This is a genomic window from Saccharopolyspora sp. NFXS83, from assembly GCF_026241095.1.
In the GTDB taxonomy this organism is placed as follows: domain Bacteria; phylum Actinomycetota; class Actinomycetes; order Mycobacteriales; family Pseudonocardiaceae; genus Saccharopolyspora_C.
In genome coordinates this window covers 121404-142211 of sequence record NZ_JAPFGB010000002.1, presented here as the reverse complement: position 1 = coordinate 142211, position 20808 = coordinate 121404, and the positions used below count along the sequence as shown (strand labels likewise).

General features: G+C 73.1%; 3 protein-coding genes (1 of these 3 cut by a window edge). All 3 read left to right on the top strand.

Annotated features, from left to right (window positions below; translation table 11 throughout):
• Positions 1–70: 70 nt before the first annotated feature.
• Tightly spaced (at most 23 nt apart), the 3 genes in view from OOZ19_RS02900 to OOZ19_RS02890 form a layout consistent with a single transcriptional unit that may run on beyond the window.
• The gene (locus tag OOZ19_RS02900; RefSeq protein WP_266087921.1) at positions 71–6196 is read left to right on the top strand and encodes a beta-ketoacyl synthase N-terminal-like domain-containing protein; all 6126 of its coding nucleotides are present in this window, start codon (positions 71–73) and stop codon (positions 6194–6196) included.
• 23 nt (positions 6197–6219) lie between these two features.
• Positions 6220–20205 carry an SDR family NAD(P)-dependent oxidoreductase gene (locus OOZ19_RS02895; RefSeq protein WP_266087919.1) on the top strand — a complete coding sequence of 4662 codons (13986 nt, stop codon included), beginning with the start codon at positions 6220–6222 and terminating at the stop codon, positions 20203–20205.
• Positions 20202–20808 carry the 5' portion of a non-ribosomal peptide synthetase gene (locus OOZ19_RS02890; RefSeq protein ID WP_266087917.1) on the top strand. 4154 nt of this gene lie beyond the right edge of the window, so only the first 607 of its 4761 coding nucleotides appear in the window; the start codon lies at positions 20202–20204; its stop codon lies off the right edge, out of view. Before OOZ19_RS02895 ends, OOZ19_RS02890 begins: the two co-directional genes overlap by 4 nt.

Below are 20808 nucleotides of genomic sequence, written 5' to 3'. Positions count from 1 at the left end.
TTGTTCGATCACGCCCGCGCACGTCCGAGCGGCGGGTAAGGCCCCTTCCTGCGCGACCCGTTCCAGCGCGGTGAGCAGGAACGTGCGCCTGGCGCTGCCGCACCTGGCGGCGGGCGGGTTGTCGGAGAACTGGTTCCTCAAGGACGCAGGAGATCTGCACTGGGAACTGATCGGTGAGCAGCACGACACCGCGGTGACGTCGCTGACCGACGATCGCGGCGAGCGGCTGCTACCGGCTTTCGTGCGCGTGCGGCTGCACGCCCCGGACTCGCTCCGGGCTTTCCAGGAGGACGACGAAGGGGTCCTGCGAGGGCGAGCCGCCCGGTTGGACGAGCACACCGTCGTCAGCGACGTCGAGCTCACCAGCGGTGCGCACCGCATCGAGGCGCGGCTCATGACGGTGTTCGTCCGGCGCTCCGCCGGCAACCTCCTGGTACCGGGCGTGCCGGTCCAGCACCCGGTGGGTGCCGCCCCGGAACCGACCGCTCAGCACCGGGAGTTCCACCACGAGTTCCGCGCGCACGGCGGCTCCCCGGTGGAGCCCGCCGACGCCCGGTTCACCCAGGTGTACGAGCTCAACCCGTACGTCGACGTGAACGGCGCGGGGTTGCTGTACTTCGCGTCGTACCCGCACGTGAACGATCATTGCGAACGTGCCTACCTGCACGACGTGCTCGGGACGGGTGGCGCGGACTGGGCCGTGGACGCGGCCACGGTCGAGCGCGATCTGATCTACCTGGCCAACTGCGGGGCCGACGACTCCGTCGTCTACCGGCTCGATTCCTGCCGGTTCGAGACCGGTCACCGGTTCCGGTCGCGCACCACCTTGCTCCGGGAGAGCGACGGGGCGCCGATCGCGCGGATCGAGACGGTCAAGCGGATCCGGCCGGACAGTGGTTTCGCCGTCCTGTGGGGAGACCGGCCCGCGGCGGTGAACGTGCCCGAAACCAAGGCCGTTCCAGCGGGTTCCGGTGATCTGGCAGGACGTCTGTTGCCGCACTTGGCGCGCGCGCTGGACGTCCCGGCGGGCAGCTTCGGGGCGGACGACGACCTCCGGTCGCTGGGGCTGGACAGCTTCAGCCTCACCGCGTTCGCCGCCGAAGCGGCGGCGGAGATCGGCGAACCGGTCGACCCGAGCGCGCTGTTCCAGTCCTTCACCGCGAGCGATCTGGCGCGGGTTCTGCGAGGTGAACGCTCCGAGCGCCCGGTGGCACGCACCCGTCCCCGGCGCGCGAGCGCCGACCGGATCGCGGTGGTGGGCGTGGCGGGCCGATTCCCCGGTGCGGAGACCCCGGCGAAGCTGTGGGAACTGCTGGAGCGGGGCGAGGAGGCGATTCGCGACATCCCCGCCGATCGCTGGGACACCGCCGACCATCCGGACGCTCCCGCCCGCGCGGGGCTGCTCGACGACATCAAGCGCTTCGACCACGCCTTCTTCCGCATCTCACCGCGCGAGGCGGAGTTGATGGACCCGCAGCAGCGGTTGTTCTTGGAAGTGGCCTGGGAAGCGTTCGAAGACGCGGGGCTGGACGCCACGGCACTGGAGGGCAGCCGGACCGGGGTGTACGTCGGCGCGTGCCACACCGACTACGCGGACCTGGTCCGCGAACGGTCATCCCGAGCCGAACCGCATTCGAGCGTCGGCACCTCGCCATCGATCATTCCGAACCGCGCCTCGTTCTTCTTCGGTTTTCACGGACCGAGCGTCGCGGTCGACACGTTGTGCTCGTCCTCCCTCGTCGCGGTGGTGGAGGCGGTGGAGGCGCTGCGCGCGGGACGTTGCGATCAGGCCCTGGTGGGCGGTGTGAACGTGATCTGCCATCCCGGTCGCCACGAGGCGTACGCGCGGACCGGCGCGCTGAGCCCCCGCGGGCGGTGCGGCACGTTCGACGACGAAGCCGACGGGTACGTGCGCGGTGAAGGGGTGTGCGCGGTCCTGCTCAAACCGCTGGACCGGGCGCTGGCGGACGGGGACCCGGTGCACGCGGTGCTGCGTGGTGCGGCTGCGAACCACGGGGGGCGCGCCCAGTCGTTGACCGCGCCGAACGCGGACGCCCAGGCCGACCTGCTGGTCGACGCCTACGAGCGATCCGGGGTCGATCCCGCCACGGTGGGCTACCTCGAAGCCCACGGCACCGGCACCCGGCTCGGCGACCCCATCGAAGTGCAGGGCATGGTGCGGGCCTTCGAACGGCTCCACCGGCGCTGGGGCCGATCGGCGCCCGACTCGCCGCACTGCGGCGTGGGGTCGGTGAAGGCGAACATCGGCCATCTGGAGGCCGCCGCAGGGATCGCCGGGATGATCAAGGTCATCCTCGCGATGAGGAACGGAACGCTGCCCGCGACGAGCTCCGCGCGCCGGCTCAACCCCATGATCAAGCTCGACGGGTCTCCGTTGCGCGTGCAGGTCGAGCGTGCGGAGTGGCCGAGGATCGTCGGCGTTGACGGGGCGGAGCTGCCCCGCAGGGCGGGGGTCAGCTCCTTCGGGATGGGTGGCAGCAACGCGCACGTGGTGCTCGAAGAGCCCCCGGTGCGACCGGAGGGGCCGACGTCGGCCAACGGGGCGGGAGACCCCGCGGACGGCCCTGCCGCGCCGGTGCTCGTGCCGCTGTCGGCCCGCACGCCGCAGGTGCTGGCAGAGGTCGTGCGCAACCTGCTGCGCGTGGTGCTGCGGCCCGATCACCCGTCGCTGGCGGATATCGCGCACACCTTGCGGACCGGCCGGGCGTCGCTGCGAAGCCGGGTGGTGTTCGAGGTGAGCACGGTGGAGGAGCTCGCGGCCCGGTTGCGCGACTTCACGCCGGAGGACCCGCCGGTCCCTTCGCCCGGAACGGCCGCCGAGTGGACCGCCGGAGCAGAAGTGGATTGGGCTGCCGCCGGGGCGCGGGCGCGGCGCGTGGCGCTGCCCACTTACCCGTTCCGCCGAACCCGGCATTGGATCGAGGCGGCGCCGGAGCCGGAATCCGCCGCGGGGTCCGGGAACCCGCCACGCGCGGGACTCGCCCCGGCCGAACCCCGGGTGACGATCCCAGCAGCCGCGGAATCCCGTGCGGAATCCGAGGTCGCCGCGTCGGCCGGACCGGAGTTCATCGGTTGGAGCTGGGCTCCCAGCACCCCGGAGCAGGGCCAGGGGCCCGCGCAGGGCATCTGCCTCGTCCTGGTCCCCGAACGAGGCCTCGACTTGCCCACGACCGTGCTAGGTGCGGGCGTGCGAACGGTTCGGGTGGCGGTCGGAGAGAACGCTGCCGCGATGCCGGAGCTCCCGGACGGCGAAGCCGTCACCGGCCTCATCGACCTGGTGGACTGGCCGTCGGCCGCGCCCGACGCGGTCGACGAACCTCGAATCTCGTTGCTGAGCGCCGTTCTGTCCGAACACCGCCGAACCCTCCGCACCTGCCTGCACGTCAGCGGCCCGACGCGCACCGCCGTGGCGGGGTTCTACCGGATGGTCTCTGCCGAGTTCGCCGAGGTGCGCGCTCGCACGGTCCGCGTGGACGGCGGCCCGGAGGAGCTCGCCGCTGCCGTGCGCGCCGAAGCGGCCATCGCGGACCGGGAGACGGAGGTGCGCTACCAGGGCGGCGTGCGCCTGTGCCCGCTGCCGCGGTTCGCGCGCCCCGACGCCTCCGCGCAGTCCCCGCTCGACGACCTCGCCGGCGGAACCGTCGTGATCACCGGGGGGACCGGGGAGATCGGCCTGCGGCTGGCCGCCGAGCTCGCCCGGCGCGGGGTGGCGCGGCTGGTGCTGATCGGCAGGCGGAGGCTGCCGCCCCGCACCCGGTGGGCTTCGCTGGCCGGGGACGAGACCGTCGAACCGCGGTTGCGCCGCACCCTCTCGGGCCTGCTCGACCTGATCGCGGGCGATGTCGTGGTCACGGTGCGCACGCATGAGCTCGCCGACGTGCCGTCGTTGCGCAAGCTGTTCAACGGCGTGCGCGCCGCGTCGGGCGGCATCTCCGCGGTGTTCCACTGCGCGGGGGTGATGGACGAGCCCCGTTCGCTGACGGCCAGGTCCGCGACCGACCGCCGCCGGGTGCTGGCACCCAAGGCCGGTGGCGTGCACGCCGTGTGGTCCGCGCTCGGTTCCCGGTTGCCGCGACTGGTGGTGCTGTTCTCCTCCGTCGCTTCGGCGTTGCCGCGGCTCGGTTCCGGGTACGCCGACTACTCGGCGGCGAACCTGGTGCTGGACGACTTCGCCGAGCAGCACTCCGCGCATCCGGACTGCGCGGTGCGGTCGTTGCAGTGGCCGTTGTGGCGGGACGTCGGAATGGGGCGCGACCGGGGCAGCGCCAGCGCCGAGCTGGGCATCCCGGACCTCGCCGAGCGGGACGCGCTGCACCTGCTCGACGCCGCGTTGCGCGTCGAGGGGCACCCGGTGCTGCTGCCGTGCCGAGCGGACCGATCCCTGGTGCGCGCGGACGAGCTCCGGCTCGCGCCGAACCGCGAACCCCGGTCCGGATCCGCGCGCAGCGATGGGTCGCGGAGCCCGGGGCACGTGGCCGCGCCTGCCGCCGTCGAACCGCTGGCGGAAGTGGTGGCCCGAACGCTCAAGGTCGACCCGTCCGAGCTGCGGGCTGACGTGGCGTTCACGGACCTCGGCGTCGACTCGCTGCTGCTGGCCGAGCTGGTGGCCGCGTTGGAGGACGCGCTCGGAGAACCCGTCGATCCGAGTCTCGTGCAGGAGCACCCGACGTTCGGCGAGTTCGCCGCCGCCTTGGCCGAACGCCTGCCTGCGCGGGCACCGGACCCGGGACCTCGCGTTCAGCCGAGCGGGCCGGACGGGCCGGTTCCGATCGCGATCATCGGAATGGCGTGCCGCTTCCCGGGATCGGCTGATCCGGAAGCCTACTGGCGCAACCTGCTCGCCGGGCGGGACCTGGTCGGCGAGGTACCCGCCGACCGGTGGGACGCGACGGCGCTGTACTCGGCGGCGGGAGAGCCGCAGCGAAGCCTCAGCAAGTGGGGCGGGTTCCTCGCCGACGCCGCCGACTTCGACCCGGAGTTCTTCGGCTTCGACGAGACCACGGCCCGCCAGCTCGATCCGCTGGTGCGCAAGGCGCTGGAGGTCGGCACCGAGTGCTTCCGCGACGCGGGCTACGCCGACGACGAACTCCGCGGAAGGGGAGTCGGGGTGTTCGTCGGTTCCCGCACCGGCAACTACCACGAGCACCTCCGCCCGCTGCCGCGTGAGGCGATCATCGGGACCAACCAGAACTTCATCGCCGCGCACCTGTCACACCACTTCGACCTCAACGGTCCGAACATGGTGGTCGACAGCGCGTGTTCGTCCTCCTTGGTCACCGTGCACCTGGCGGCGCAGAGCCTGGCGCTGGGCGAGTCCGAGATGGCGCTGGCCGGCGGGGTGGACCTGCTGCTCGACGAAGAGCCCTACCTGGTGCTCAGCGCGGGCAAAGCGCTGTCGCCGACCGGCCGCTGCCGCACTTTCGACGAGGCCGCGGACGGGTTCGTGCCGGGGGAAGGCGCGGGCATGGTGCTGCTCAAGCGGCTGGATGCGGCCGAGCGCGACGGCGACCGGGTGCTGGCCGTGATCGAGTCCTCCGGGGTCAACAACGACGGCCGCACGATGGGCCACACCACTCCCAGCGGCAAGGCGCAGCGGGCGCTGATCGGTGAGGTCCTGCGCCGCGGTCGCATCGACCCCGGCACCATCGGCTACGTCGAAGCGCACGGCACCGGCACCATGATCGGCGACCCGATCGAGCTCCAGGCGCTCACCGCTGTCTTCCGCGAGCACACCGCGGAACGCGGGTTCTGCGGGATCGGCAGCGTCAAGTCGAACATGGGGCACCTGCTCAGCGCCGCCGGGGCCGCCGGGCTGATCAAGGTCGTGCAGTGCCTCCGGCACGGCGTGCTGCCGCCGACGTTGCACTGCCGCACGCCGAACCCGCGGTTCGAGTTCGGCCGCTCGCCGTTCTTCCCCGTCACCGAGACCACCCCGTTCGGCCCCGATGGCGGACGAGCGAGGGCCGCGGTGAGCGCCTTCGGGTTCGGCGGTACCAACGCGCACCTCGTGCTGCGCCGAGCGGACCAAGCGCAGGCGCGCCGCGAACCGCTGCCCGCGCCCCGGTACCGGCGGCGGCGCTACTGGTTCCGCTCGGCGACGCCCGCCGCAGCGGGGATTCCCGCCGCACCACCGCGTTCGGCGCGTCTCGATCTGCACTTTCCGGAAGCGGGCTGACCGTGGCGAGCTGGGGAGAAGACATGTCATCGCACCGGACGATCACCTGCACGGTGCTGCTGACCGGGGACAACCCGCTGGTCGACGACCACCGGGTGCACGGGGTGCGCACCCTTCCGGGAGTGACGTTCCTGGACCTGGTCCACCGGACCCTGGCGGAGCACGACTTCCCGCTGGAACGCACCGAACTGCGCGACGTGCTGTTCGTCGAACCCGCGGTGATCGGCGACGGGTTCGACCGGGAACTGCACGTCGAACTCCTCCCGGACGGCACCGGGCACCGGGTGGTGGCGCGCAGCCGGGTGCTCTCCCACGGCGCGCCGCTCGACGAGGAGTGGACTCGGCACCTGGAGGCGTGGCTGCACTACGACGCGCCGCCGGTGGACCGGGTGCTCGGCGAGCGGCCCGACGGTGAGGTGATCGACGTCGAGCAGGTGTACGCGCGTGGCCGTGCCGCCGAGATCGAGCATCGCGAGTTCATGAGGTGCCACGGCGTGCTGCGCGAGGATCCGGGCGGGTTGCTGGCCGACATCGCGCTCGGCTCGGAAGCCGCGGCGGGGGTCGAGGACTTCCTGCTGCACCCGGCGCTGCTGGACGGGTCGACGATGCAGGCCTACGCGCTCGCCTTCGACGGCGAGCCCTGGGAAACCCGGCCGCTGATCCCGCTGCACATCGAGTCGTTCCGGGCGTGGGGTCCGCTCGGCGACCGGTGCCTGGTGGACCTGCGCGTCATCCCCGCTCGCGGCGACGACGTCTTCCGGGCGGACCTCGCCCTGCACCGGCCGGACGGGCGGCAGGCCGCGCTGTTCACGGGGCTGTCGTTGAAACGGGTGCGGACGCGCGCCTCGATCACCCGCCTTGCGAGCCTCGCGGAGTCCGGCACCGCCCGGTCCGAGGCGGAGGGCGCCTCGCCCGCGCTGCCGGAGATCGCCGGTCCCGGGGACGCGCCGCTCACCTCGTCGGACGAACCCGTCCGAGCCGCGGGAGCGGATCTCGCCGCGGTCCGCCGGGAGGTCGCCGCGGTCGTCCGGGACGTGGCGGAGGACCCGGAACTCGACGTCGACCCCGAACGCGGCTTCTACGACCTGGGCCTGGAGTCGGCGCAGCTGCTGGCGCTGGTCCGCGCGATGGAGGCCCGGTGGCACATCGACCTGTACCCGACGTTGCTGTTCGAGTACCCGACGCCGGGCGACGTGTCCGAGTACCTGCTGGACGTGCTCCCCGGGACCGCGATGCCGGACCCCGCGCTGCGCGGTCACGGACCCGGGCACATCGGAACGGGGGCCGCGGACGTCGCGGACGTGCCGTTCCGGCCCGCGCGGCCCGGAGGGTCCGCCGAACCCGGCGAGGGTGGCGGAAGCTCGCTGTCCGGTGCGGCGTTCGTGCTGCAGGGGCGGTGGGAGCGAGCGGAGCCGGAACGTCCGCAGTGGACGGGAACGCTGCTGGTGGTGGGAGCTCGGCGGGACTTCGTCGAAGGGCTCGCCTGTCCGGCCGTCGTGGCTCGGCCCGGCGACGCGTTCCGCGAGGTCTCCGCGCACGAGTACGAGATTCGACCCGACTCGGCTGATGACCTGAGACGACTGCTCGCCGAGCTGGCGGGGCAGGGGCTCGCGCCGAGCGGTGTGCTGCACCTCGGCCCGCAGGAGACCCCCGACGTCGCCGAAGCCGTCGAGCGGGCCTGCGCCGAGGTGCTCGCACTGGTGCAGGCCTTGTCTGCTCGGCCGGGCCGGGAGCACTCGTCCGTCGTGCACGTCTCGGGGCCGCTGGTGGCCGCGGCCGTGGCGGGAATGGCGCGCACCGTCCGGCTGGAGCAACCAAGGGTGACCCTGACCGCGATCGAGTGCCATCGGCTCCCCGACGCCGAGCGCCTGCTCGGCGAACTCGCCGCGCACGGCGAGCCGTGGGTGCGCCACGACGACGGCGGTCGGTTCGTGCGCCGGTACGCGGAGGTCACGCTGGGCGAACCCCAGGTGCGCGACGGAGGGGTCTACCTGATCAGCGGTGGTGCCGGTGGCATCGGCCGTGCCCTGGCCGCCGGGCTGGCCGCGACCGCGCGAGCCCGGCTCGTGCTCTTCGGCCGCACCGAGCCGAGCGAGCAGGTGCGGGCCGAGCTGACCGAACTCGGCGCGCGAGTCCACTTCGTGCGCGCCGACGTCACCGACGAGCGGGACGTGCGGCGGGTCGTCGCCGAGGCACGAGCGCGTTTCGGCCCGATCAACGGCGTCGTGCACGCGGCCGGTGTGCTGCGGGACGGGCTGCTTCCCGCGAAATCCGGTGATTCCCTGCGGCAGGTGCTGGCGCCCAAGGTGCGCGGCGCGGTCGTGCTGGACGAGGCGACGCGGGACGAGCAGCTGGACTTCTTCGCGCTGCTGTCCTCGGTGACGGGTGTGGCGGGGAACGTGGGGCAGATCGACTACGCGGCGGCCAACGGTTTCCTCGACGCCTACGCCCGGCAGCGCGGGATGTTGTCGGTGGCGTGGCCGTTGTGGGCCGACGGAGGGATGCGCACGGATCCCGCGGCGCAGGAGCTGTTCCGGTCGCAGGGGCAGGTGCCGTTGCCGACCAGGACGGGCGTGGATCTCTTCACCAGGGCGGTCGGGCACCGAGGAGCCGAGCTCGTCGTGCTGCACGGCGATCGGGATCGCGTGCCGGGCGCGCTGGGACTCGCGCCGAGCGTCGCCGAGCACTCGGCCCCCGCGGCGCGGGACGACATCGCGATCATCGGACTCGCGGGGCGCTACCCGGAATCGGACGGCGTCGACGGGTTCTGGGAGAACCTGATCGCGGGCCGGGACTGCGTGTCCGAGATTCCGCCGGAGCGGTGGCCGCTGGCCGGTTTCTACGATTCCGAGCGCAAACCCGGCCGTTCGACGAGCCGCTGGGGCGGCTTCCTGTCAGATGTGGACAAATTCGATCCGCAGTTCTTCCGGATCACGCCGCTGGAGGCCGCGGGCATGGACCCGCAGGAACGCCTGTTCCTGGAAACCAGTTGGCACACCTTGGAAGACGCCGGCGTGAGCCGATCCGAGCTGGCCGGGCGGGCCGTCGGGGTGTTCGTAGGCGTGATGTTCAACCAGTACCAGATGCTGGGCGCGGACCAGCCGGGGCGCGTGCCGGTGCTGCCGACCTCGTTCTCCTCGTCGGTGGCCAACCGGGTGTCGTACTTCCTGGACCTGCACGGCCCGAGCCTGGCGCTGGACACCATGTGCTCGTCGTCGCTCACGGCGATCCACCTCGCCTGCCAGAGCCTGCGGGCCGGTGACTGCGAACTGGCGCTGGCGGGCGGCGTGAACGTCGCGGTGCACCCCTACAAGTACCTGCACCTGAGCCAGGTCGGGTTCGTCTCCTCAGACGGGCGCTGCCGCAGCTTCGGGGCGGGCGGTGACGGCTACGTTCCCGGTGAGGGTGTCGGCGCCGTGCTGCTCAAACCGCTGTCGAGGGCGCTGGCCGACGGCGATCGGGTGCACGCGGTGATCCGGGGCAGCCAGGTCAACCACGGCGGAAGGGCGAGCGGGTTCTTCGCCCCCAATCCCGCTGCCCAAGCAGACCTGGTGCGCCGGGCATGGCAGGAATCGGGCCTGGCACCGGAGTCGATCGACTATCTGGAAGCGCACGGCACGGGGACCGCGCTCGGCGACCCGATCGAGCTGTCCGCGCTGAGCCAGGCGTTCGGTTCGGCGGCACCGGGGACGTGCCCGATCGGTTCCGTCAAATCGGCCATCGGCCACCTCGAATCGGCCGCCGGGATCGCCGGGCTCACCAAGGTCCTGCTGCAACTGCGCCACCGGACGCTCGCGCCGTCGCTGCACGCCGATCCGGCCAATCCCGAGATCGACTGGGACTCGTCGCCGTTCCGGGTGCAGCGCGTGGCCGAACCGTGGCGGCGACGCGGCGGGCAGCCGTTGCGGGCGGGCGTGAGTGCTTTCGGCGCGGGTGGCAGCAACGCGCATCTCGTCATCGAGGAATTCCGGGCCCCCGAGCCCGCTGCGGACGAGCCGGGGAACCAGGTAGTGCTGCTGTCGGCTCGCAAGCCGGAGAACCTCCGCGCGTTGGCGCAGCGGTACTTCGACGCCTTCGACGCTCCGCCGCGCGCCGACGCGGTCGAGGAGCTCTCGGAGCTGCTGTCCGGACTCTTCGGTCTGACCGGCGGTGCGCTCGACCCTGAAGCCGGGTTGGACGAACTGGGATTGGACGCGGCGGATCTGCGAACCCTGGAAGGCGCGCTGGCCGAGCGCGTCCCGGCCCGGACAGGGGCGCTGCTGGACGTCCGATCGACCGTCGCGGAACTGGCCGAGCAGTTCGCTGCGGTGGATCGTGCCCGGGAGTCGGCGAGTGCGCCTCGGCACCGGATCTCGGCGGGTGGTCGGCCGCCGTCGTTGTCCGACGTCGCGTACACGAGCCAGCGCGGGCGCGAGGCGATGGGCGAGCGGCTGGCCTTCGTCGTCGGGACGCCGGCGGAACTGCGGATGTCGCTGGGCAACTTCCTCGACGGGAACCTCGACGGACGCACCCACCGGGGCACGGTCCGGCCGGGTGCCGAGCCCGATCAGACCGCCGCCGACCGCGCTTCGGCCGCCGGGGACCCCGGTGGGATGGCTCAGGCGTGGGTCGCGGGCGCCGTGCCGGATTGGCGTCGGTCGCGCCGGGGAGATCGCCGCCGGGTCGCGTTGCCGCTCTACCCCTTCACCCGGATGCGGTGCTGGGTGACCGCGGACGAGCAGGTGAGCACCGACGAGCAGGTGGCACCCGAGCCGACGACGTCGACGGACCCGGGCCGAAATGCGGTGGCGGCGGCGAGCGTGCGCCCGGACGAGCGCGGACGGGCCGCCGGAGCAGAGATCACCGAGGACCGGCCGACAGGTGCGGGTCCGCGGCGGGACGAGCGATCAGATCGCGCCGAGCAGCTCGATCGTGCCGCGGGATTCCCGCACCACATCGCGGTCTGGGAACCGAAGCCCGCCGCTGCCGCGCCGGTTCCGCGCGGCCCCGTCTTGATCATCCACACCGCGCGGTCGACGGAGGTGGCCGGAGAGCTGGCCGCGCACCACCGGGACGACGAGGTGAGGTTCGCCGAGCTCGGTGACCGCACCCGCCGGAAATCCGCCGGGCATTGGGAATTCGACCCGCGGGGCCCGGACTTCGCGGCCGAACTCGGCGTGCCGCGCACGATCTACTTCCTGGGCGGGGTCACCTCCCCGGTCCGGGACGCCACCGAGGTTCAGCGCGTCCGGCACGCCGAGGAGAGCGGTGTGCTGGCGCTGCACCGGTTCGCGCGGCAGTGGATCGACGTTCCCGGCCTGGAGTGGCGGGTCGTCACGACCGACGTGTGGCCGGTGGCGGGGGTGCCCGCCCGCAACCCGTATCCGGCGGGTTTGGCCGGATTCGCCCGGGTGCTGGAGCACGAGCATCCGAGCTGGTCCGTTCCGGTCCTCGACCTGGAATCCGCGGCCACCCCCGCCGAATCCGCCGCTCGCATCGTCGCCGAACCGGCCGAGCGCGGGGTGCGCGCGGCGGTCCGCGCGGGCGTGCGCCACCGCGCGGTGCTGCGGAGCGCGCCGCCCGAGGAAGTCGGCGGAACGGACCCGGTCCGGGCCGGGGGTGCGTACGTCGTGGTGGGCGGTGCGGGCGGAATCGGGATGGAGATCGCCCGCTTCCTGCTCGACCGCGGCGGCAAGGTCGCACTGATCGGCCGGAGCGGCCTGGGCGAGGAGCGGGAAGCGCGGCTGGCCGCGCTGGACCGCGGCCGAACCGGGCTGCGCTACGTCCAGGCCGACGCCACCGACCCGGTCCGCCTCCGGGCGGCGCTGGACGAGGTGTGCGCAGAGTGGGGGCCGCTCACCGGTGTGGTCCACGCGGCCCTGTCCAGGCATGACCGCTTGGTGCGCAACCTCGACGAGCCGGAACTGGTGGCGAGCCTCGCGGCGAAGTCCGGTGTCGCCGCCGCGCTGATCGACGTGCTGCGGGATCGGCCGGTGGACTTCCTGCTGCTGTTCTCGTCCGCGCAGTCCCTGCTCGGCGACGCCGGGTTGGCGAACTACGCCGCCGGTTCGGCGTTCCTGGATGCCTACGCGCACGCTCTCGACGGCACGCTCCCGTTCCGGGTCCGCGTCATCGACTGGGGCCTGTGGGGCACGGTCGGGTCGGCCTCCGGCGCCGAAGAACGCGCCCGGCTGGTCTCGGCGGGTTTCCGCTCGATCTCCCCGGACGAGGGGTGGCGGACGGTCCTGCGCAGCCTGCGCGGCGCGCAACCCCAGCTCGTCGCGGTGCCGGGGACGCGGGCGATGCTGGAACGGCTGGGAGTCATGGACGGCCCCGCGGCCGGGAACCTCACTCCGGACCAGCAGCGCACGCTCGCGGAGTTCCACGAACTCGACCGCGAGATGACCGAGGTCGCGGCGAGCCGGTTGCTCCAGGTGCTGGACGGCATGGGGGCGTGGGACGACGGTGGCGCACCGGCGGCGGCGATCGTGCGCCGGATCGGCACCACGTCCCGCTACGAGCGGCTGGTGCACGAGGTCCTCGCGCTGCTGGGCGAGGCGGGGCTCGTCAGCGAGCACGACGGCGCGCATCGGCCGGAGCCGCACGCGCTGGCCGCGGCCCGCGCCACCGACCACGGCACTCGGTTCGCCGCGCTGGCCGAACGGCACCCGGGTGGGGCGGTGTTCGTCCGGTTGCTGGCGCACTGCCTGGCCCGCTATCCGGAACTGCTGCGCGGCGACCTGCTCGCCACCGACCTGCTGTTCCCGAGCTCGGGTACGTCGCTGATGGCGGGGATCTACAAGGACAACCCGGTCAGCGACGTCTACAACGAACTGCTGGCCGCCCGCGTGCTGCGCCACGTCGAGCGGTTGCTCGCGTCGCCGCCGGGCCGGCCGATCCGCGTGCTGGAGGTCGGTTCGGGAACCGGCGGCACGTCGGACGGCCTGCTGCGCGCGCTGCACCCGCACGGCGAGCACGTCGAGTACTGGTACACGGATCTGTCGGTCGCGTTCCTGGAGCACGGCAGGCGCGAGTACGGGGACCGTCACCCGTTCTGCGAGTTCCGGCGGCTCGACCTGGACACCGATCTCACCGCACAAGGGTTTCCCGCGGGCCGGTTCGACGTCGTCGTGGGCGCGAACGTGCTGCACGCCACCCGCGACCTGCGCAGAGCCCTGCGGCACCTGCGCGTGGTGCTGCGGCCCGGCGGTCTGCTGCTGCTCAACGAGCTGACGGCGGTCACCGCGCAGGCGACCGCGGTCTACGGCCTGTTCGACGGTTGGTGGACGCACGACGACGCCGAGCTGCGGCTGCCGGGGTCGCCGCTGCTGGACCTGGGCGGGTGGAACTCCGTGCTCACCGGGCTCGGCTACGCCGACGTCCGGGGAATCCCCGAGGGGACCGACCGCAACTTCCAGCACGTGATCGAGGCGCGCGCGGACGAAGCGGCTCCGGATCCGGAGGAGGAGCGGGGGCCGCAGCGGCGCGGAACCTCCGGCGTGGCGGGTTTCGGCGCGGAGGTCCTGGAGCTGGTCGCCCGAACCTCGGCGATCCCCGCCGAGGACTTGGACGTGGACCGTCCCATCGGCGACTACGGCTTCGACTCCGTCAGCTACAGCTTGCTGGCGACGAAGCTCAACGAGGAGCACGGTTTCGACGTCACCCCGGCGCTGTTCTACGAGACGGCCACGTTGCGCGCGCTGATCGACCGGCTCGCCGCGGACCGTCCTGTCGCTGCCGGCCCGGACGAGTCGGCGCAGGACGCACCTGCGTCGGGCGCACCGGAACCCGTCGCATCGAGGACGGGGGAACCGGCGTCGGCGCAACGGGAATCCGAAGGACCGCGGCAGTCGGACGACTCCGCCGCGCTGGCCATCGTGGGCGTCGCGGGAACCCTGCCCGGCAGTCGCGACCTCGACGACTTCTGGCGCCACTTGGTCAGCGGCGACGACCTGATCAGCGAGGTGCCGCCGGACCGCTGGGACTGGCGCGCGCAAGGCCCCGGCGTGCACGCCCGCTGGGGTGGGTTCGTCGACGGGGTCGACCTGTTCGACCCGCTGTTCTTCGGCATCTCCCCGAGGGAAGCCGCCGCGATGGACCCGCAGCACCGGCTCGTCCTGCAAACGACCTGGTCCGCGCTGGAGGACGCGGGCATCGCCCCCGGCGGGCTCGCGGGCAGCGACACCGGGGTGTTCCTCGGCGCCGGTTCGCACGACTACGAGCACCTGCAACGTGCTGCCGGAGCCGAGGTCGACTCGTACGCCGCCACGTCGAACACCCACTCCATCCTGGTGAACCGCATCTCCTACCTGCTAGACCTGCACGGCCCGAGCGAACCGGTGAACACCGGCTGCTCCAGCTCGCTCGTCGCGCTGCACCGCGCCGCCCAGTCGATCCGGGCGGGGGAATGCGAGGTGGCCGTGGTCGGCGGGGTGAACCTGCTGCTCTCGCCGCACGACCACGCGTTGCTCAGCAGCACCGGAATGCTCAGCCCCACCGGCCGATCCCGCGCTTTCGACGCCGCCGCGGACGGTTTCGTCCGGGGCGAAGGGGTGGGCGTCGTGGTGCTGACGACCCGGCGGCGCGCTGAGGCGGACCGGCACCGGGTGCGCGGCTGGCTGCGCGGCAGCGCGGTCAACCACGGCGGCCGGGCTCGCTCGCTGACCGCGCCGAATCCCGCGGCGCAGGCCGCGATGATCGTGCGGGCGCACGAGTGCGCCGGGATCGACCCGGCGACCGTCGGCTACGTCGAAACCCACGGCACCGGTACCGAGCTGGGCGACCCGATCGAGATCAACGGCCTGGTCAACGCCTTCCGCGAGTTGCACGAGCGCGCGGGCGGAGCACCGGTGCAGCCGCACTGCGGGCTCGGGGCGCTCAAAGCCGACATCGGGCACCTGGAGTCTGCCGCCGGAGTGGCCGGTGTGCTCAAGGTGCTGCTGGCGATGCGGCACGGAGTGCTGCCACCGCTGGGACACCTGGAACGGCCCAACCCGCACCTGCGCTTGGAGGGGACCCCGTTCCACCTGGTCCGGGAGGCGGCACCGTGGCCGCGCGCGGGCGCGCCCAGACGAGCCGGGGTGAGCTCGTTCGGCTATGGCGGCGTCAACGCGCACGTCGTGCTGGAGGAGGCAGGAGAGCCCGCGACCGCGGACGGCTCGTCCGGGCCGTGGATCTTCCCGCTGTCGGCCCGGACCCCGCAGGCGCTGCTGCGGCAGGCCGCGAACCTGCGCGACCACCTGATCGCCCACCGCGAGGCCGAGCTCGTCGACGTGGCCCGCACGTTGCAGGTCGGCCGCGACGCCATGGAACACCGGCTGGCCGTCGTCGCACCGGACCGGGAGCGACTGCTCGGGGCGCTCGCAGCCGTCACCGCGGGGGAGGCACACCCCGACCTGGTCGGCCCGGGCGGCACCGCGCAGGACGACCCCGCGCACCGGAGGGCCCGCTCCTGGGTCGGGGGAACCGCAGTGGAGTGGTCCGCCGAGCGGACGGGCGGGCACCTGGTGCCGTTGCCCACCTACCCGTTCGAACGCCGGCGGTGCTGGTTCACCGAGGGGGACCTCGGACGCGATCGAGGAGCGGATTCCGCCGACGTCGGCAGCGATCCCGACGTTCCCGCCGCGCTCAGCCGGGCGGCAGGGGACGCCGGCGAGCACGCCGTTCCCGAGGTCCGCACCCACGTGCCGAGGTGGGTGCCGTGCGACCCGCCGCGTCGAGCGCCGGACGCCGGAGCGGTGTGGCTCGTCGCCGGGGCCGACGCCGAACCCCTGGCCGGTGCCGTCACGGCCCGGTGCGGATCGGACCGGGTCATCCGGCTGCGACCGGACGAGCTCGACGAAGAGACCCTGACCGGCCTGCCCGCACCGGCGTCGGTGCTCTTCCTCCCGGATCTCGACGAGGATTGCTTCGCGACCCCCGCCGGGGCGGCGACGCAGCTCGCCCGGCACGAGCGGACCGGGGTGCTGGCGCTGTTCCGCCTAATCCGGCACCTGGTCCGCCGCCCGGCGGGTGCGGGCGAGCTGGCGCTCACCGTCGTGACCGCCGACGCGCTCCCGATCGGCCCGGTGCTCGCGCCTTGGTCGGCGTCGCTGCGGGGTCTGCTCAAATCGGTTCGGCGGGAGTGCGAGCGGTGGCACGTCACCACGGCCGACCTGGCTCGCGCCGAGGTGTTCGACGACCCCGACGGCGCCGCCAGCGAACTAGGCGCCTTGGCGTCCGGCGAGTTCGCGCGGCGCGACGGCCAGTGGTGGGAGCAGGAGCTGCACCCGCTCGCACTCACCGGTGACGGGACCGCCTTCCGCGCTGGTGGCGCGTATCTGATCGTCGGTGGAGCAGGGGACATCGGACTGGACCTGGCCGAGCACTTGGTGCGCGAGCACGGCGCGAAGGTGTGCCTGATCGGCCGATCCGAACCGGACGCGGCCCGACGTTCCCGGATCGCCGCGTGGGACCCGACCGGCGAACACGTGCGGTACGTCCGCGCCGACGCGGTCGACCCGGTCGGGTTGCGGACCGCGATCGATGAGTTCGCGGCCCGCGCAGGCCGGTTGCACGGCGTCGTGCACGCGGCGAACGAACTGCGCGACGGTGCGCTGGCCGAGCTCGACGAGCGCGCCGTCGCCGCGGGTCTCGCGAAGACGCGCACGACGGTGGCGCTGGCGGACGCGGTCGCGGATCTCGACCTGGACTTCCTGGTGCTGTTCTCGTCCGTGCAGTCCTTCCTCGGCAATCCGGGGCAGAGCTCCTACGCGGCGGCGTCGGCGTTCCAGGACGCCTGCGCCCACGCCCTCCAGACCGCGCTGCCCTTCCCCGTCCACGTCGTGAACTGGGGTGCGTGGGCCGGTTCGGGCCTGGCGGTCGAGCACGCCGCGCGGCTGGCCCGAGCCGGCGTGCACCCCATCCCGCCGGCGGCGGGCATCGCGGCGCTCAGCCGCCTGATCGGACAACAGGAGGTGCAGGTGGCAGTGGTCTCCGGTAGCGAGCGGTTCTTGTCGACCCTGGGCGTGCGGGATCCGGTGCGGGCGGCCGGAGTTCCTGACGTCCCGCCGGGCGCGGACAACGCCGACGAGGTGCCTGGCGCCGCACCCGCCGAGTGGGTGCCCGCGTTGCGAGCGGACTTGCACGGACTGGTGTGCTCGGTCGCCGGCCTCGGTCCGGCGGAGCTGGGGTTGGAGACCGAGCTGCGGCTGTTCGGCTTCGACTCGATCACCTACACGCAGCTGAGCAACCGGGTCAACGTGGCGTTCGAGCTCGACCTGACTCCCGCCTTCTTCTTCGGAATCGCCACCACGGCCGACCTCGCCGACAAGCTCGTCCGGGACCACGTCGCCGCGCTCGCACGGCACTACGGCGAATTCCGGCGGCCCGAGCCGTCCGCCGCCCCGGAGGGAGTCCGGAAGTCCCCACCCGTCGACGAGAACGGAAGTGAGCGGTCGCGACGGGAGACACCTGGCGTGGCCGGGACCGCTCAGGAGTGCACCGACGAGCACGGGGACGCCGTCGCCGTCGTCGGCATGGCCGGGATGCTGCCGGGCTCCGCCGACCTCGCCGAGTTCTGGGCGCACCTCGTCGCCGGGGACGACCTGATCACCGAGATTCCCGCCGACCGCTGGGCATGGCGGAGCCTCTACGGGGACCCGGAATCGGGCGAGTTCCGCACCTGGGCGAAGTGGGGCGGTTTCCTGCCGCGCGTCGACCTGTTCGACCCGTTGTTCTTCGGCATCTCGCCGAAGGAGGCCGCTGCCATGGACCCGCAGCACCGATTGGTGCTGCAAGCGGTCTGGAGCGCGATCGAGGACGCGGCCATCCGGCCGTCCGCGCTGTCCGGCACCGACACCGGCGTGTTCCTCGGTTGCGGCACCTACGACTACTTCGAGGTCCAGCACGCGTTCGAGGCGCCGCTGGACGGCTACAACACCGTCGGCCGGGCGCACGCGATGCTGTCCAACCGGGTCTCGTACCTGCTGGACCTGCACGGCCCGAGCGAGACCGTCGACACCGCGTGCTCGTCCTCGCTGGTGGCGCTGCACCGGGCGGCCGAGTCGATCCGGCACGGAGACTGCGATCTCGCGTTCGCGGGCGGGGTGAACGTCATCGCTTCGCCGACCCTGTTCGTGGACATGAGCCGCGCCGACATGCTCAGCCCCGACGGCCGCTGCCGGACCTTCGACGCGGGTGCCAACGGCATCGCCCGCGCTGAGGGCGTCGGGATCGTGCTGCTCAAACGGATGTCCGCGGCGGTCGCCGACGGCGACGTCATCCACGGCGTGATCCGGGGCAGCGCGATCAACCACGGCGGCCGGACCAACTCGCTGACCGCGCCGAACCCGGACGCGCAAGCCGCCTGCGTCGTGCGGGCGCACCGGCGCTCCGGGGTGGATCCGCGCCGGGTGGGCTACGTCGAGACGCACGGCACCGGCACCTCGCTCGGCGACCCGGTGGAGGTGGAGGGGTTGAAGTCCGCGTTCGCGACGCTCTACCGAGACCGGGGCGCGGACGTGGCCGAACAGCACATCGCGCTGGGCGCCGTGAAGAGCAACGCGGGCCACTTGGAGGCGGGTGCGGGGATCACCGGACTGCTCAAGGTGCTGCTGGCGATGCGGCACGGCACCTTCCCGGGCAACCTGCACATCGATCAGATCAACCCCCACGTCCGGCTGGACGGCAGCCCGCTGCGGATCCTGCGCGGCACCGAGCCGTGGCACCGCTCCGGGGGAGAGCGCCGGATCGCCGGGGTCAGCTCGTTCGGGCTCGGCGGGGTGAACGCGCACGTGGTCGTCGAGGAGGCACCCGACGATCCCACCGTCCGCCGCGATGGTCCCGACGTGTTCGTGCTCTCGGCGAAGGACCCGCAGCGGTTGCGCGCCTACGCCGAGCGGATCGTGCGGTGGCTGGACCGGGACGCGCCGGACGGCCTCGATCTGCCGACGCTGTGCCGTACCGCGCAAGCCGGGCGCGACGCGATGCCGCAGCGCTTGGCGGCCGTCGCGGCGGACCTGCCCGGGTTGCGCGTCGCGCTGGCGGAATGGCTCGGCGGTCGCGACGACGTCCCCGGCGTGGTCACCGGAGACGCCGAGCAGCGCGACAGCACCGCGACCGCGCTGCTGGAGGGACCCGAGGGGGCCGCGTACCTGCGCGCCGTGTTCGCGGCGCGCAGGCTGGACAAGCTCGCGGTGCTGTGGACCGGTGGCGTCGACCTGGACTGGGACCTGCTGTGGTCCGGGGAGGCGCCGCGACGGGTGCCGATGCCGACGTACCCGTTCGCGGAGGAGAGCTACTGGATCACTCCGGGCGAGCGGTTCCGCGGCGGCGACGCGCAGCCGCCGCCGGTACGTCCGGTGGTCGAGGAACCCGCGGCCGAACCGACCCGGGCCGCTCAGCCCGAGTCCGCGCCGCCCCGTGCCGAAGCAGCCCGCGCCGAAGCAGCGCCGCCGGGGGAGGAGCCCGCGCCGACCGGTGACTTCGCCGGGGTGCGGGCCCGCATCACCGCGTTGCTCGCAAGCCACCTCGGCCTGGACCCCGCCCGGTTGCGCCAAGACCGGGTGCTGACGGAGTTCGGGGTGGACTCGCTCGGGATGCGGAGGTTGAGCAGGCGGCTCGGCGCGGAGTACGGCATCGACATCCCGGCGAGGCTGTTCACCACCGGGCGCACGATCAACGCTCTCGCCGCGGAACTGGAGTCCCGGTTCGGATCGCAGCTGCGATCCGCCCAGCGCCCGCCGGCCCCGGAGGTGCTCGACCCGGCCGGTGTTCCCGGTCCGGCGCGTCACGGCGGTTCGAGCGCGGCCACCGGGGGCGGTGCCGAGGACGGGGCGGATCCCACCCCGGCGGGCCTCGGGACGGCCGTTCCGAGCGGTATCCCGACTTCCCCGGGTTCGGAGACCCCGGACGAGAGCGGGAGCGGTGCCCGGTCATCGGGACCCGCGGCGCCCCCGGATGCGGTCGGCCGGTTGCTGGCGGGCTTGCGCGACGGGCGGATCAGCGTGGACGACGCCTTGGCCGAACTGCAGCAGGAGGACGTCCGATGACCGCGGTGCTGCGGGAACTGCTCGCGGCGGTGGCCGCGGGCACGCTCTCCGAGGACGTGGCCGGACCGCTGTTGCGGGGACTGGTCGAACAGGACGGCGCCCCGTGCCCGCAGGCCGGTGCGCGGCGGGAGCGCACGCCACTGCTCGAACCCGACCCGGATCCGTACCCGCTCAGCCGGGGGCAGGCCGCGCTGTGGGCGATCCAGCAGAACGCTCCCGGAAGCGCGGGCTACAACCTGCCGCTGGGACTGTGGCTCACCGGCCGCGTGGATCTGGACCTGCTGGAACGGGCGCTGGCCGCGGTGGTGGCCGGGCGTCCCGGCTTGCGGATCCAGGTGCGGGCCGGGCGCGACGGCCCGCAGCAGCGGATCACCGACCGAGGACTGGTGGTGGACCGGCTGGACTGGGCGCACGTCACCGAGCGGGAATTCGCCGACCGCGTCCAGACGCGGGTGGAGCTGCCGTTCGACCTGGAGCACGATCCGCTGCACCGGATCGCCTTCGTGACCGCCCCCGGCGGGCGGCGGCTGCTGTTGCTCGTGTTCCACCACCTGATCACCGACGGGATCTCCAGCCACCTCCTGCTGCGCGACATCGTCGGTT

What these genes read in the sequence shown, in the direction of transcription:
- OOZ19_RS02895 (WP_266087919.1), top strand. Translation starts at nt 6,220, where the DNA reads ATGTCATCGCACCGGACGATCACCTGCACGGTGCTGCTGACCGGGGAC.